Here is a 16,220-nt window from a genome sequence, read left to right on the forward strand (position 1 = left end):
ATGCTGGTCACACTGTCTGTCTCTGGCAATAATTACTCGCTTTTATTTTCTCTTCGTTTTATTTTTCATCTTTTTCTTCTTCACAACCTTCAACTTTCATATCATAACTAATATTGCGAATATGGAACATGGAGATACGAATGACTTCTTCGTTCGCAACCACTGTAATATACTCATCATGCACATGATCCAGCACACCTTCATATTTCTCGTGACCGCCACGATTAACTGTAACCCAGTGATATTTTAAATCGCACAGTACGTCTTTAAAACAATTGCCCTTGATATACTCAAAACCTTCAGGTACAGCCAGGTTAAAATCAAGACCCTTTCTCAAGTTATTCGTTAAACTTTTAACGTGGTGTCCTTTATAATAAAGAACACCATCTTCTTTAGTGAGCAGCACAAAGTAATCTTCCTCTACTTTCAGCAATTGTCCGACTCTGGAATCATGACCACCACGGTTTACCTTTACAGCTTTGCCAACTAAAGAACATAGTATTTTTTTATCCATTCGATCTTCTCCTCCTGTTTAGAAAGTCTCTGTAATTATATGCGGGAAGCAAGATGTTGTACTGCTTCATTCGCCCAGTTGGAGGTATTGTCCAATTTTTAAAACCTACGAACTCGTAAAACAAGGCCCTGATTGTACGTCAATTGTGGCAGCTAATATACCTTACTGAAGTCGAAATAACGACTGATTTTCTGGAGATTACTTCCTCAAATGATTTAATTCATCGGGAAGATCATTTTCCTTCCACTTCCATGTGCGTCGGCATACCACCTTATGTACAAAACTTTGGGGCTGGACTGCCAATCACCATAATTTCAATCATTTCCCTCAACCTTTCTCATCATCTCCCTTTCGATCTTGTCTCACGTATCTTAGTATTTATTGCCGTTGTCTGCGCTTCTTTGCATTTAGTTCATCATTTTTCAATTATCTCGAAACTTTTTCCAGTTTCGTGCGTACTAACATTTGAATATAAAGGAGGCTGACAAAATGAACAATCACGAAATTGATTATGAACTTTTTGGCGATGATATGCAGTTTGTTCAAGTAGAGCTCGATCCAAAAGAAACAGTTATCGCTGAAGCTGGCAGTTTAATGATGATGGATGATGGTATTAAAATGGAGACGGTCTTTGGAGACGGGTCATCCAAGGGTGGCGGCGGATTAATGGGTAAGCTTTTAGGTGCAGGTAAACGGGTACTGACGGGTGAAAGTTTATTCATGACGACATTTACGAATGAAGGTCACGGGAAAAAACATGTTTCATTCGCTTCTCCTTACCCTGGAAAAATTATCCCAATGGATTTAAGTGAAATGAACGGGAAAATCATCTGTCAAAAAGATGCATTTTTAGCCGCAGCAAAAGGCGTTTCTGTTGGCATTGAATTGCAGCGTAAACTCGGTACCGGCTTTTTTGGCGGTGAAGGTTTCATCATGCAAAAATTAGAAGGTGATGGTATGGCATTCGTCCATGCCGGTGGAACAATCTATAAAAAGACGCTTGCGCCGGGCGAATTGATCCGCATCGATACAGGCTGTCTTGTCGCAATGACGGGCGACGTTGATTACAATATTGAAGTAGTCGGCGGAGTCAAAACAGCATTATTTGGGGGAGAAGGCCTGTTTTTAGCAACATTACGCGGACCTGGAACCGTGTGGGTGCAGTCCCTTCCATTTAGCCGACTCGCCAGCCGTGTCTTTGCTGCGATGCCACAAAATGGCGGCTCGAAAGGAGAAGGCGGACTTGGAGGTATGTTTGACTTTCTCGGCGGTGACAGAGACTAAATTTTCTTTTTGAAATGAGCATTACTCCTCTTTCAGCTGCTTTATTCCGTTTTTAGGCACTTTAATCGGTTTGAAACATTGTTATCTATTTTTAATTAGAAGGCTATTAAAATCTAACAATCGACGTCCTATAATACATTTTAAATTGATTCACACATATGCACCAACTTACTTTTTTAAAAATAGAGGAGAGTTTTGAATGATCGATATCAAAGGCAATAAAGTCGTCCTTATCGGTACAGGTGCAGTTGGTTCAAGCTATGCCTTCTCCATGCTTAACCAAGGTGTGTGCGATGAACTTGTACTAATTGATTTAAATGAAAAAAAATCAATGGGCGATGTAATGGACTTAAATCACGGCGTTCTTTATGCTCCAGCTACAACGAAAGTAAGATTTGGTCATTATACAGATTGCACGGATGCCACACTTGTCGTTATTTGTGCCGGTGAGAATCAAAAGCCAGGTGAAACACGCCTTCAGCTTGTTGAAAAAAATGTGCTCATTTCCAAAAAAATTGTTAGGCAAGTAATGGATTCCGGCTTTGATGGCATCTTTCTCATCGCAACCAATCCAGTTGACATCTTGACATACGCAACATGGAAATTTTCTGGTCTACCGAAAGAGCGTGTTATCGGTTCAGGTACTATTCTCGACACTGCCCGCTTCCGTTATTTGCTTGGCGATTACTTCGGTGTTTCTCCAACAAGTGTCCATGCATCTATTATCGGTGAACACGGTGATACAGAAGTAGCGGTCTGGAGCAGCGCAAATATTTCTGGGATTCCATTGAAAGACTATGCAGCTCGTGACCACACTGAAAATCTAGAAGACAAAATGATTGAAATCGCGGTTCAAGTTCGTGATGCAGCATACAAAATCATTGAAGCAAAAGGCTCTACGTACTACGGGATTGCAATGGGCTTAACACGTATTTCCCGGGCAATTTTACAAAATCAAGATGTGATCCTAACCGTTTCTGCTCTGTTAGATGGCGAATTCGGTCATAAAGATGTCTACATCGGTGTTCCAGCTGTTGTAAACCGTCAAGGTGTACGCGAAGTCGTTGAAATCCCGTTAAGTGTACGTGAAAAACAATTGTTTGATATTAGTGTGAATGCATTGAAAAAAGTACAAGAATCATTCTCAATTTAAGCAAAAAAAGAAACAATCTCACAGCTTTGTGAGATTGTTTCTTTTTTAGAAAATGTCACATACACGTCCAACTTGTCCATCCTGCAATCGCACTTTAATTCCGTGCGGATGAAAACTTGAATTTGTTAAAATGTCTTTCACAATGCCACGTGTTTTCGTGCCGGTGCGCTGATCCTTTTTCAATACAATATTTACTTCAATGCCCGGTTTAATGTCACTTCTATTTTGTCCATTCATGTTCATTCCTCTTTTCTATGTTGGAACGCTTACTTCCGACTAGTACTATGTTATATCAACTTCGCTTCTCTTATTTTAGAATAAAAAAAACATAATAGAAAGAAAGCAAAACGATTACTTGATTCTGAATTATATATTAGTACTATCTTGACGCCTATTTTTCCCATTGATATGATAGATCTATTCCAATAAATATGTATTTTATATACTTGTTTTATAGGATTACGTAAATTCACCTGCAAAAAGGAGGTTGTGTTGTTGCACCGGGCCATATTCACGCTTTTGTTCTTTTTCGTCCAGCTCATTATAAAGTCACCGATGTTTCGCGGCAGCCGTATTGATGCGTCATATGGCGCGATGGTTATGGCAATTGGTATTTTCCTTATCGGTGTCGCACCTCAATTTGACATCCCATTTGTTATTACAGCTTATGTTGTTGATTTTTCACTTTTTGCTACATGGCTGTTCCTTATCGCGTCATTTATGGGAGCCGCGTTTAAGGGCGTATTTAGAAAACGTTATTTAATGCACCCGGTTCAAAGCTTCGCAGTCGGGACATGGGTTGCCGCTACGTCTATTTTATGTCTCGTTCTGTATCATCAATATCCTTTCTCCCAAAAAATCCTTTTCACAGTAGCCTTATTAAATACTGGATTATGGGCTTTTTACTTATTTTTATGCATCAAAAGCTATAAAGTTATTTTTTCAGCAAAATACTATGAGCGTATACATGGTATCGTTTTTCTATCGACTGTCAGCACTCAGTCACTCATTATCGTGTTTAATACCTTATTTGATCATCCTCTTTTACCGTACATAAGCCTAGTTGCGATTTTTATTGGCCTCACACTGTATTTTATCAATTTTGCTTTAATGATGATTCGCTTGAGATCCTTTCAACAGCATCAGCTATCAGATGGATGGAAAAATACAAATTGCATTGTTCACGGTGCAATGTCGATTACGGGTCTGGCATCGATTACATCTGGTGCAATCCCACCCAGTGTCATCTTTCTTATGTGGATCTGGGCCGCTGCTCTCTTTGTTATCATCGAAGGCATTGAGCTTTGGCGATTGGCTGCACGTTTAAATAAATACACGCTTAATGAGGCAATTGGACGTTACCACGTTTCCCAATGGGCCCGCAACTTCACATTCGGAACTTTTTATATCTTCACATTGACTATCGACTTATCTCGATATCACTCGGCTCTTTTGCACATTCAACATATCGTTGTTGAATCGGGTGTGCACGTGCTGATCAGCCTTCTCTTGATTGAAACATTTCTCTTTTTCAAAGATGTGATGCCTTGGCAGGAAAGCCTGGAGCATGTTGTTCAAAAAAGACGTGCTTCATAATGATTGTTGCGTTTATTGTCTTTATCATTGTAAAAATATTAGTTTATAACTCTACTATTAATCTGTGATAAAGTGAAACTTCATTCAGTGGGGGTTAGGTTCACACGATGTGAATCATGCAGACGTTGTCACAGGACGTGACGTTCTTAGTCTGCCTTCCTCTTAGCCCCCACTGAATAAAAAAAGAACTCAGGTAAAGAGCACCGCATCCTGCGGCAATACCTGAGTGACCGGCTTCAGCCGGCCCGAACCAATCGGAATCGGGCTTTTACGGGCAGTTGATCCCCCGCTTATCCTCCTTTTCTTTTCGACGGCTTGAAGCGGGGGTCTTACTGCCCGTTAATGCGGGATAAAACAATAATGGATCATTTTACATGTTCATTTTTGCACTCATTTATTACCAATTCACGTGAAATTCCGAATCGTTTTCGGTACAATGAAAGCAGAATGGAGAGTGAATAATTGAAAAGATTAATCCAACTTATATTGCTGCTAGTCATTGTTTATAATACACGGCCTCTTTGGGATGAATTCGTAGAGCCTTATGTTGATTTATCATTTATGGATGTGATCGGGGAGCAAGTAGAAACCGTTCGGGAAAGCCCCATTGTAATTGAAGGGGTCAACACAGTGATGGGCAAAGTCGAAAGCTGGGTTGGGGCTGGAGCCAAATCTGTTGTTCAAGTTGACAAACCAGCGCTTACGACACCGGATTCACAGACATTTTCTATCTACAATGTACAGATTGGAGATGCACGAGCAGACGTCGAGCAAGAAATCGGCATGCCAAAACGCCATTCGCAAAATGAATATGGCACAGACTGGTATGCCTATCATGAAAATTACCAACACTTTATGATGGTGTCCTACGATGAAAATGATCAGGTAAATGGTCTATACACGAGCCATGATTTAATCTCATCTACTGTTGGTATTGCGCTGAATACGCCAAAGGAAACCGTTCGAGCGAAATTAGGTGAGCCAATGGATAAACTGCGTAAAGAATTAACGTATTATATTTTGAATGAAACGGGCGAGCATGATTACTTCCAGCTTGATGATAATTACGTGACCGTTTTTTATGATATTCATGAAAACAACACGGTGACCGCCATTCAAATTATTGATAAAGATTTGGAAACAGCGAAAGGTTCAATGTATGCAGATGAAAGTGATTCTTTAAAAGAAGGTTTTGAATATCAGCTGTTTGATCTGACGAATGCTGGGCGCGTTACGCACGGATTATCAGTCTTAACATGGGATGATCACGTAAGAGAGACAGCTCGTGATCACAGTCTTGATATGGCGAAGAATAACTATTTTGACCATACAAATTTAAAGGGCAAATCGCCTTTTGACAGGATGGAAGACGATGGGATTCACTTTATGGCCGCTGGAGAAAATTTGGCTTACGGACAGTACAGCAGTGTTTTTGCCCATGAAGGATTAATGAATTCAGCCGGTCATCGGAAAAATATTTTAAGTGATGATTTTGGCTATTTAGGTGTCGGTGTGGCATTCAATGAAGAGTCACAACCGTACTATACAGAGAATTTTTTCGATAATTGAACTCTCACTGCTTTATGCAGTGGGAGATTTATATGTATGATTGACGGCTATTGTGTGCAAATCCGGCCCGTTGTGTACGCTCTTATCGGTTAGTGGCCTTTCCCATACACACCAAAAAGGCAATCTCAGAAGAGATTGCCTTTTTACGAAGTCTATATGATTATGCTTTTTGTACGTTAGTTGCTTGTGGTCCACGTTGGCCTTGTTCAACTTCAAACGTAACTTCTTGACCTTCGTCTAAAGATTTGTAGCCTTCGCCTTGAATAGCTGAGAAGTGAACGAATACATCGTCTCCAGCTTCGCGCTCGATGAAACCGAAACCTTTTTCTGCGTTAAACCATTTTACTTTACCTTGTTCCATGTTATGTTGCCTCCCGATGTGCGATGTGCACAATATAATACTATTCCTGCTCAAAGCAATATCAAGACAATAAGCTTTACAGCACTTGTACTTTTCGAACAAAAATAATTCCTATTTAGAATAACATCTTTAAATATAATAAGCAAGTTATTATAAGTAATTTTTTCACTCTACAAATGACATATAGAAAAGCCCCCTCAACGACTGAGACAGCTCATCTATTAAAAGCTTAACATACTGCTCTTTTACTGTTTTAATGCTAGCATCAATACTTTTTTATTGACGCGTTAATGTATCAAAATAAGACGGTTATTTAAACTTATTGTTGCACACCAACGGTAGCATTCATTTTGTTATAAAATTCGATAAAGTTTTTAACTACTGAATCTAAGAATTCAACTGTACCATTATCAGTTAGTTCGCCAATCTCATTTACTTTTTCATGAACAGAACCAATATATACTTCATTACCTGGTAGTAAAACAGGAGCTAAGGCTGGGTTTGATAAGATTTCTCTTAAGTGGATTTGAGCACGAACACTTCCTAATACACCCATAGAAGAACCTATGATAAATGCAGGTTTGTCTTTAATTTTGAAATCGCCGCCACGAGATAACCAGTCGATTGCATTTTTCATTGTGCCTGGAATGGAGAAGTTATACTCAGGGACCGCAAATAACACAGCATCTGAATCTTTCACATCAGCTTTAAATTTTTTTACGTTTGCTGGTGGATTGTTTTCTATATCAACTGAAAAATTTTCAACGTCGTTAATAAATACAGGAGTAATGTCTAATTGATCTGCATAACGTTTTTTCATATGTTCAACTATTTTCAAATTGAATGAAGTTGAACTTGTACTACCGATAATTGCTTTCACTTTAATTGTCATAACGGTAAAACCCCTTTTACATATAATGAATATCTTATTGTGTAACTTATTTTGTCCTGACTTTTTCTAAGCAATTCATATGATAATTCACACATTTACCACAACTAATCCTTATTCTAAATTATTCTTCTAATTTGCAAGTTTTCTCTTTGTAACTGCTTTCCTACAATGGTGCTGGCTTCTTTGGATTTGTTCAATTAGAAAAGCCCCCAATCTTTCGAAAAGATAGAGAGCTTTCAGTCATCTGATCAGCTACTTATATTTTTTCTAATTAAGAATAACCACTCGGTATTGGGTACTCCCCAGTTAATACCCAATGTCCAATATTTTTCCTTTTGTATTCAATTGGGTTGTGGAGAGAATGAGTCCGAACGTTCCGCCAAAATCGATCAAAATTATTTTTTCTTGTCGCGGACCGGGCCCCCATGACCTCAAACATACTGCTTGTAAGATCAAGAGCAACCTTTGTTCCAAACGCGTTGGCTGCGCCCGTAAAAATAATCGTTTCCCCGCGTTCTTCTTCCGTTAAGTTCCGGTCCTTTGCCCAAGCTTCATCCACCTTTTTCCCGGCATGTTCCACTAATTGAACCGCTGCCTGCATATCGATCCAAAAGTCACCATATCGGCGTTGAATAAACGGATCATCAATGGCTTTTTCATAATCAGACATAAACCAAGGTCGTGATTTTTTGAGTGTGTATTCGCGTGCTTCTGCTAATGCTCCCTCAGCACTTCCGACAAATACATTCGCTAAAACAATTTGTGAGATGATGGCATCAAATGTAGTGAAAGGTACCTCGTTCGATGCCGAATCATCAAAAATTTCGTCTGCTTCTACTACTACATTTTCAAAGGTGACAGATCCACTGTCTGTTTGCCTTTGACCCATTCCATCCCAATCATCATTTACTGTTATACCTGCTCTATTCGTTGGAATAACGCCTACATACGCGTTTTTATCTCCTGGATTTTCCACCCATGAAATTAACAAACGATCGGAATCCTGGGCACCCGTGCTAAACGTATTGTAGCCATTGATAATAAATTGATTGCCCTTCTTTCTCCCAACTAAAGTAGGTTCAATTGGATTATACGAATTTCCCCAAAACCAATTATTTTTGGCGGATTGTGTATAATAATATTTTTTCTGTTTTTCAGAGCCTTCGACATGCGGATTTGTTAAATGTAAGAAATGATAGCCATATAAATGAGCAAGAGCTGCATCCGCTTTCGCCAACTCACGAACAATTCGAAGAACGACTGACCAAGGTTGGCCTTCACCGCCATACTCAGTAGGAATTAAAATTGTCAGCAATCCGCTTTCCCTTATAGCATCCCGTTGTTTTTTAGCTGTACCACCGATCTTATCTCGTTCTGCTGCGTCCTTTGCGAAGTCTTTAGCTAATAAAACGGCCGTTTGCAAAAAAGCGCTTGGATCATTTCCAATCTCTTTTTTCATAATTTCCCCTCTTTCATGTAATTTTGGTGGTTAACCCCCTTGGATTTCAGCCGTTGCCATTTCACCAAAAGGACTAAGAAAGGGCACTTCATCAGTATGAATATGCTTTCCTTAAAGTATGATTATTTATTTGAAAGTGTCCTTACATCTTTCAAAATTGTGTTCTATCCAAACTAATTTGCAGACATGGAAACTACTCAAATCGTATGTGGAAAATTATATATGTTAGATATATCATCAAAAAAGGAGAAGGAGAGGAAGTGGAATAGTTTGGATAATGTTTTAATTATTATATTCTTTTCTTTACGTTTGTTTTTTTACAATCATTTCGCCAAACGGGCTCATATATGTTCGCTCATTTGGATCCTTCTTTTTATTCAAGGACAGTTTCGGAAAAAGAAGCTCTGCTGTCCGGTAGGCTTCTTCGAGATGAGGGTAGCCTGATAAAATAAACGTGTCAATACCAAGATCTGCATACTCTTTCATTCGCACTGCCACTGTATCCGGATCGCCGACAATAGCTGTACCTGCCCCTCCCCGAACAAGTCCAACACCTGCCCATAAATTCGGACTGATTTCTAATTTAGACCGATCTCCGTTATGAAGCTGACTCATTCGCTTTTGTCCTTCAGAGTCCATTCGAGCAAATACTCTTCTGGCAGAGGCAATGGCCTCATCATCAACATGTTTGATTAACTCTTCCGCTGCTTCCCAGGCAGCTTCTTCTGTCTCTCTCACGATAACGTGAAGTCGAATGCCAAATTTTATTTTTTTACCCGTTTGTTTTGCAAGTTTCCTTACTTTTATTATTTTTTCTTTCACCTGAACGGGAGGCTCTCCCCATGTTAAATAAACATCAATATGATCCGCCGCTACTTTCATTGCTGCGGGAGATGAACCGCCAAAATAAAGCGGCGGATATGGATTTTGGACAGATGGATAAAGCACGGTGCCATTTTTAATTTGAATGTGTTCTCCCCGAAGAGTGACCACTTCCTCTTGCAGCAGTTTTCGCCACACATTTAAAAATTCATCCGTTAGTTCATATCGTTCATCATGGTTTAAAAATAAGCCTTCCCCGGCTAATTCAACCGGATCTCCGCCTGCTACAACATTCACAAGCAGTCTTCCTTGCGAAAAGCGGTCAAGCGTTGACGCCATACGGGCAGCCACAACGGGTGACATAAGGCCCGGTCTGACCGCCACAAGAAATTTTACATTTTTCGTAACAGGAACAAGCGTTGAAGCAACAATCCAAGCATCTTCACATGATTTCCCCGTTGGAATCAATACGCCGTCATATCCTAAATCATCAACCGCCTGCGCAATTTGCTTGCAATACGCATAGCTCGCAGCCCTTGCACCCTCTCCGCTGCCTAAATAACGGCCATCTCCATTGGTAGGAATAAACCAAAACACTTCCATAATCCATAACACCCTTCCAAGCGTTCACTATTTTTATTACAGATTAACGGGCAGTAAAACCCCACTTCAAGACTCAGGAGAATCTATGGAGGATAAGTCGGGGATCAACTGTCCGTAAAAGCCCGATTGGTTCGGGCCGGCTGAAGCCGGTCACTCAGGTAATGCCGCAGGACGCGGCGTTCTTTACCTGAGTTCTTTTTTATTTCATGGGGGATAACCCCCCCCCCATGGATGGAAGTTTCACTTTATGAATATGGCGTAATTTCAGGCAACTGATCGTTTAAAACAAAGTCCCCGATATCACGTAGTTTGTATTCAATCGGATCATGCAATGTAAGTGTTCGAATATTTCTCCAGTATCGGTCAAATCGATATTTTGCCGATACAGACTTTGCGCCCATTACATCAAAGATCCGATTCGTTACTTCTAAAGCTGTCCTCGCTGTCATGACTTTTGCCGTTGCGATCGCAATACTGCATTCTCCGCGTTCTTGTTCCGTCAAAGACCATTCTTTCTCCCACGCAGCCTGCAAGGCATCAACTGCTTTTTCAGCAAGGGCAGCCGATGCGTTCAGCTGTACATATAAATCACCATATTGGCGCACTGTATATGGATCGTGGGCAGCTTCAGCGGCATCCGATGTAGGCCATGCACGACTGCTATGTTTCGTATAATGTTTCGCTTCTTCCAATGCTCCTTCTGCCATTCCAAGAAGAACATGAACAAGAATCATTTGAGCGATATGTGTACGTATTGTGGGAAATACACTGTCTGGATACTGAAGATGATGTTTTAGAATCTCTGTCTCTTTTAATTGAACATCTTGAAAGCGGACTGTCCCGCTATCTGTTTGACGTTGACCGAAACCGTCCCAATCACCTTTTGCAGCAACGCCTTTCCTACCCGTTGGAATGACGGCCAAAACAGTTTGATTACTTTCGACATTCTTGGCAGAAATAAGGAGTCGATCGGAATCGGTTGCACCTGAACAAAAACTTTTCTCTCCTTGAAGCAGCCATGCCTCATCTGCCTGTTTGATCATTAAACGACCATCATGAGGGTTGTATGCATTTCCCCAGAACAAGTTTTTTTCTGCCGTTTCTTTATAAAGGAATTCTTTCTGCCGCTGGGAGCCAAATAATTGCGTAGAAACAAGGCATAAAAAATGATAGCCAAATATATGTGCGATTGATCCGTCAACCCGGGCAAATTCACGGGTAATCCGAAAAATGGTTTTCCAATTTTCACCGTAACCACCGAACTCTGTTGGGATAATAAGAGCCAAAAGCCCGCTTTCACGAATAAGATCTCGCTCTTTTTTTGCCGTCCCGCCCCGTTTATCACGTTCGACAGCTGTTTGATCAAACGCTGCTATGAGTATTTTTGTTTTTTCTATATACGTGCTATTGATTTTTTTCGCTATATTCATCATCCTCCATCCGTGAGGTTTATATAATATACGCTTCATTTTCTTTTTCTTGTATAAATTTATAAAGTTTGTTGAACGGTACTATCTATTAAAATCGCACGTTCAAAAAATGAAGATCTTCACCTCGTTTTTGAATTCCTGTAAAATGAAAGGCTTCGTCTGAATAATGAATGTTCTAGTTCATTTTCAACAGAAAAAAACCTCCTATTCACTACAGGAACATTTCCCGATGAGTAAGAAGTCTATTGTTGTCCAAATTTTCATAAAATTATTTCTAAAAAAATGAAAAACAAGAATGCTTTACCGCTTTCCGAAACAGGCATTATATATCGGCAGTCCTTTTCTGCTCTGAGATCTGTTTAACCTTTTCACTATGATTATTTTTCCATAACACGATTCCACTCACAACGTACAGAAGAGAAGCTATATAAAAAATAGCACCAATTGTTAGAAAGTCAACAAGATAGCCAGTTACGATAATGGCGATTGCAGCACCGAATGATGTCCAAAAATGATAGCGGCCAATCGTACCACCCGCTTTCACTTTCTCCACTTTGCGAGCAAGCGTCGTTTTTTCCGTATTTTTTTGTACAGCGCCGAGCACGCCCATCGTCATTTGCAAAATATACACTTGCCATACTTCTGTGACGATCGGGAATAACAGAAGTATAACTGCCATTGCCAGCGAATAAAACAGCAGCAAGTTTTGATCACCTATGCGATCCGAAAGCTTGCCAATGAGAGGGTAAGAGAGCGCCGATGTAAGCGCAAAAAGACCGTACGCCCAGCCAAATTGAGAATAGCTGTCCCCTACGTTTCGCAGCAGCAAAATATAAAAGGGAAAGATCATGCTGCTTGCCATAAAAATAATACTTTGTGACAGAATAAACCGCTGATATGTCATTATTTGTACACCTCGTAAAAAAAGTTCGTGAACCGTTCGTCCGGGTCATACTCTTTTTTCTTTTCAAAAAATTCGCCGATGCGTGGATATGCTTCTGTTAACTGTTCTTTTGATGGATAAGAATAATAAGGCAAGTAATAGCTTCCATCATGATCTAGCGTCACATCGATCATTTTTTGAATGACCGCTTCTGAGCGCTTTATCCCTTTTCCCGATTTCTCTTGATTAATGAGAAGAACGAGGGCAAACATGTCTTCTTTTGCATAAGAAAGGACAGCTTGATCACTTTTTTCTACATACCGAATCGTAATATTAAGTAAATTAAACTCTTCTTCTTTTTCCAAAGCGCTCCTTAAGTCATCAATATAATCCGGGAAATCATCAACTGGTACAAAATATTCCTGCAATACTTCTGTTCGTATACTACTCTCATAAGCCATAAAATTCGTATCTGACCGCATCACGTTATTTCTCGTTTCATACGTGCCGCTGTCGTTGCCCATGTACTTTTTTTGAGTGTCCCAAAAAAGATTTTTCCCCCAATCACTGTAGCGGGATAAACCGAGCAAAAACTTCGGTAGCGCCACAATGCGTTCTTCTTTCAAATCATTATATTTTGAGAGCTCATTTTGATTATCTGCATATATGTAATCCATCACGTACATCTCGCGCAAAAACGTTTCAGGCGCCACCGAGATGCGGGCAAGATGCATCTTAACAGCTGGGTTTCCTTTTACTTCTTTTTCAAAATAAGAGCTGTATTCACTGTAATTCATCGTGATTGTCTTTTTTTCGTACAATTCATCGTCTGTCAAATGAAGCGTCACATCTAGAACAACGCCAAAAAGGCCGTATCCCCCGACTATGTATGGAAAAAGATCCGCATGTTCCTGGCGGCTTACATTCAAAATCTCTCCCCTAGGTGTCAATAGCCGGAACGATTCGATCGTATCAATCAATGAATCGTTTCGAATATCACGCCCGTGCACATTCACACTTAACGAACCGCCGATTGTGAAAATATTTTGTGACTGCATCACTTTCACAGCCAGACCATACGGGTTAATGTGCCTTTGTATGTCATCCCATGTCGCTCCACTCTGCACAGTAATTGTTTTTTCAACTGGATCAAACTTAATGATTTTATTATACGATTTCATATCAATCATCACAGCCTCCGGATAGTATGTCTGCCCGCCTTGACTATGCTGCATGCCCGCAATCGTCAATTTATCACCTGTTTCATTTGCTTTTTCAACAATTCTCTTCAGTGTCTCTTCACCGTCTGCTTTTTCAATGCTTTTCACTGCAACCGGCAGTAACCGGCCTGCATCTGCCACAACCGGCTGGGAGCGAGTTTGCTCATACACATAAAACGAACTGCCGAATAGCCCACAATAAATAAACAGAAACAGGAGTACTTTCCACATCGCCATACACCCTCTATTCAAAGATCTCTTTCTCAAAACACGTCAAATCCACGCGGCCATCCTTCCTGAATGATACACCTTCCGCTTCAAGTAGCAGTCGTTGAACCTCACGTGAATCGTTGTTCGGAACAGCTATTTCACCTTTGGCATTGACGACTCGGTGCCATGGCAAACCGTATTTCTCACTCATTGAATGCAAAATACGGACAACTTGACGGGCAGCACGGGGACTGCCCGCCATTCGTGCAACTTGCCCATATGTGACGACATATCCTGGTGGAATTTCTTTTAATATTCGTACGACTTCTATGGTGAATGGGGTTAAACGATTTTCTGTTTCTTTACTTTCTCTATCCACTAGCCTTCGTACTCCACATCAATATGCTGAAACGAGTCCACATCAAACAACCCTTTATCTGTTAGCTTTACATGCGGAATGACGGGCAAGCATAAAAACGATAAAATCATAAAAATATTTTGTGACCCTTCTGCCACAACGGAAAGCTGTTCATTTAAATGATGCAATTCCTTAACGACTTCTTCATAAGGCTTGTCTGACATAATACCGCCAACACAGAGCGGAACGGAAGCCAATATTTTTCCTTGATCAACGACAATGAGACCTCCCTGCATCTGTTCAATTTCTTCAATGGCTATGAGCATATCTTCGTCATTTGTGCCTGCAACGACAAGGTTATGAGAATCATGTGCAACCGTTGAAGCAATTGCACCGTTTTTCAAATTCAATCCTTTCACTATTCCCACTCCGATACTGCCCGTCGCATGGTGTCGTTCGCATACTGCGATTTTCAGCTGATCCCGCTTCGCTTCAGCTTCAAAAAAACCATTGTTTATCTTTACCTTTTCAACTACCTTATTCGTGATTAATTTCCCAGGCAATGCTTCAATCAACATCGCTTTTTGTCCATCTTGCAGCGGAATTCGCAGTGACTCTTTATACACCTTTTTCATGTTGATTGATTGTTTAACCGAAGCTGGAATCGCTGCCCGCTTCGTCTGCAGCGTATTTGCATCAACGACTTTTCCATCTTTTATAATGACCGTTGGATGTAACTTTTGTAGATCTTCAACAATTAACAAATCTGCCGCATAGCCCGGTGCCACCGCCCCTTTATCATTCAGCTGATGACAAACCGCATTATTGATCGTCGCCATTTGAATCGCAATAAGCGGGTCCAGCCCATGCTTTATAGCGAGCTGTGCCGCAAAGTTGACCGTTCCTTCTTCCACCAGCTCATCCAAGTGTTTATCATCTGTACAAAATGAAAACCGTGTACTGTTTCTCTCAGTAATACTCGGTAAAATGGCTATCAAGTCTTTCGCTGCAGATCCTTCCCTCACAAGGACATGGATACCTCGTCTAGCACGGGATTTCGCTTCAATGGCTGTCACTGCTTCGTGATCATTGCGGATCGATGCTATACTGTATACATTCAATGCCTCGTCTGACAAACCAGCCGCATGTCCGTCCACCTTCATATTGCGATCGGTCGCCATCATGATTTTATCTAACATTCCATCGTCTGCTTTTAATACAGCCGGATAGTCCATTACTTCTGCCAGTCCGATCACGTTATGATGTTTGAGAAACGGACGTAAATCATCAGCTGTTAATGTGGATCCATTTTGCTCAAATGGTGTCGCGGGTACGCAAGACGGCAGTTTTACCATGATGTCAATCTCCGCATTTTCTCCATCATCCAGCATATATTGAATGCCTTTTGTTCCTGCTACATTGGCAATTTCATGCGGGTCTGTTACGACTGTTGTCACACCGTGTCTTAATAGTGCCCGTGAAAATTCTGACGGTGTCACCATCGTCGATTCAATATGAATGTGCCCGTCAATAAAGCCCGGCATAACGTACTTGCCTGCTGCATCAATGATCTTTTTTCCTTCTTTATATGCACCAATGCCGACAATGTATCCGTCTTTAATGGCGACATCTGCATCAAATACTTCCAGGGAAAATACATCGACAACTTTCCCATTTTGAATAATAATATCTGCTTCTTCCAGGTGCTGCGCTGTATGGATAAGCGCTTTAAGTAATTGCTTCATATTCATCCCTCTTTTCTTTTCATCATCTGGTTATTTTTCACATAGTTTACTTGAAGCTCGTTGATAATCAAACTAAATTCACTGAATTCTATGAAATTAGTTGACACCTGCTCATTATGTA

At 40.6% G+C, this 16,220-nt stretch carries 15 protein-coding genes; 4 read left to right on the forward strand and 11 right to left on the reverse strand.

All coding sequences use genetic code 11. From position 1 onward, the window contains the following. Positions 1 to 58: 58 nt before the first annotated feature. Positions 59 to 514: a hypothetical protein gene (locus BLL40_RS14025; protein ID WP_073712494.1), complete on the reverse strand. Its 456-nt coding sequence runs from the start codon at positions 512 to 514 to the stop codon at positions 59 to 61. Between the two features lie 489 nt (positions 515 to 1,003). Between BLL40_RS14025 and BLL40_RS14030 the strand changes: the two genes are divergently transcribed. Next, the gene (locus BLL40_RS14030) at positions 1,004 to 1,798 is read left to right on the forward strand and encodes a TIGR00266 family protein (protein ID WP_073712495.1); all 795 of its coding nucleotides are present in this window, start codon (positions 1,004 to 1,006) and stop codon (positions 1,796 to 1,798) included. Positions 1,799 to 1,997: 199 nt separating this feature from the next. After that, positions 1,998 to 2,951 (forward strand): L-lactate dehydrogenase, encoded by a 954-nt coding sequence (locus BLL40_RS14035; RefSeq protein WP_073712496.1) that lies wholly within the window; start codon positions 1,998 to 2,000, stop codon positions 2,949 to 2,951. Positions 2,952 to 2,996: 45 nt separating this feature from the next. Here the strand turns inward: BLL40_RS14035 and BLL40_RS14040 are convergent, their stop codons facing one another. Then, complete coding sequence (locus BLL40_RS14040; protein ID WP_073712497.1) at positions 2,997 to 3,188, reverse strand: YwbE family protein; 192 nt, start codon at positions 3,186 to 3,188, stop codon at positions 2,997 to 2,999. Positions 3,189 to 3,446: 258 nt separating this feature from the next. Between BLL40_RS14040 and BLL40_RS14045 the strand changes: the two genes are divergently transcribed. Both BLL40_RS14045 and BLL40_RS14050 read left to right on the forward strand, forming a co-directional pair. Beyond that, complete coding sequence (locus tag BLL40_RS14045; protein ID WP_073712498.1) at positions 3,447 to 4,547, forward strand: SLAC1 family transporter; 1,101 nt, start codon at positions 3,447 to 3,449, stop codon at positions 4,545 to 4,547. A 462-nt stretch (positions 4,548 to 5,009) separates the two neighbouring features. Next, a complete protein-coding gene (locus BLL40_RS14050; RefSeq protein ID WP_073712499.1) occupies positions 5,010 to 6,116 on the forward strand; it encodes a CAP domain-containing protein in 1,107 nt (368 codons plus the stop codon). Positions 6,117 to 6,276: 160 nt separating this feature from the next. Here BLL40_RS14050 and BLL40_RS14055 read toward each other — a convergent pair whose 3' ends face one another. The 9 genes from BLL40_RS14055 to ade all read right to left on the reverse strand — a co-directional run bounded on the left by BLL40_RS14055 (position 6,277) and on the right by ade (position 16,099). Then, positions 6,277 to 6,477 carry a cold-shock protein gene (locus BLL40_RS14055; RefSeq protein ID WP_018395257.1) on the reverse strand — a complete coding sequence of 67 codons (201 nt, stop codon included), beginning with the start codon at positions 6,475 to 6,477 and terminating at the stop codon, positions 6,277 to 6,279. A gap of 319 nt (positions 6,478 to 6,796) precedes the next feature. Then, positions 6,797 to 7,369 (reverse strand): NADPH-dependent FMN reductase, encoded by a 573-nt coding sequence (locus BLL40_RS14060; protein WP_083566543.1) that lies wholly within the window; start codon positions 7,367 to 7,369, stop codon positions 6,797 to 6,799. A 271-nt stretch (positions 7,370 to 7,640) separates the two neighbouring features. Further along, positions 7,641 to 8,828, reverse strand: coding sequence for an acyl-CoA dehydrogenase family protein (locus BLL40_RS14065; RefSeq protein WP_073712500.1), 1,188 nt, complete (start codon positions 8,826 to 8,828; stop codon positions 7,641 to 7,643). Positions 8,829 to 9,131: 303 nt separating this feature from the next. Then, the gene (gene ssuD, locus BLL40_RS14070; RefSeq protein WP_073712501.1) at positions 9,132 to 10,253 is read right to left on the reverse strand and encodes an FMNH2-dependent alkanesulfonate monooxygenase; all 1,122 of its coding nucleotides are present in this window, start codon (positions 10,251 to 10,253) and stop codon (positions 9,132 to 9,134) included. Between the two features lie 245 nt (positions 10,254 to 10,498). Further along, on the reverse strand, positions 10,499 to 11,686 hold the full coding sequence (locus BLL40_RS14075; protein WP_245797958.1) for an acyl-CoA dehydrogenase family protein: 1,188 nt from the start codon (positions 11,684 to 11,686) through the stop codon (positions 10,499 to 10,501). Positions 11,687 to 12,005: 319 nt separating this feature from the next. Beyond that, entirely contained in the window at positions 12,006 to 12,587 is a 582-nt protein-coding gene (locus BLL40_RS14080; protein ID WP_073712502.1) for an MFS transporter, read from the reverse strand. Continuing rightward, positions 12,587 to 14,023: an FAD-binding oxidoreductase gene (locus BLL40_RS14085; RefSeq protein ID WP_073712503.1), complete on the reverse strand. Its 1,437-nt coding sequence runs from the start codon at positions 14,021 to 14,023 to the stop codon at positions 12,587 to 12,589. The genes BLL40_RS14080 and BLL40_RS14085 overlap by 1 nt, the downstream gene beginning before the upstream one ends. Positions 14,024 to 14,030: 7 nt before the next feature. After that, positions 14,031 to 14,375, reverse strand: coding sequence for an MGMT family protein (locus BLL40_RS14090; RefSeq protein WP_073712504.1), 345 nt, complete (start codon positions 14,373 to 14,375; stop codon positions 14,031 to 14,033). Further along, a complete protein-coding gene (ade, locus tag BLL40_RS14095) occupies positions 14,375 to 16,099 on the reverse strand; it encodes an adenine deaminase (protein WP_083566545.1) in 1,725 nt (574 codons plus the stop codon). The genes BLL40_RS14090 and ade overlap by 1 nt, the downstream gene beginning before the upstream one ends. Between the last annotated feature and the right edge of the window lie 121 nt (positions 16,100 to 16,220).

The sequence above is a fragment of the Domibacillus mangrovi genome, from assembly GCF_001906925.1.
GTDB lineage: Bacteria > Bacillota > Bacilli > Bacillales > Domibacillaceae > Domibacillus > Domibacillus mangrovi.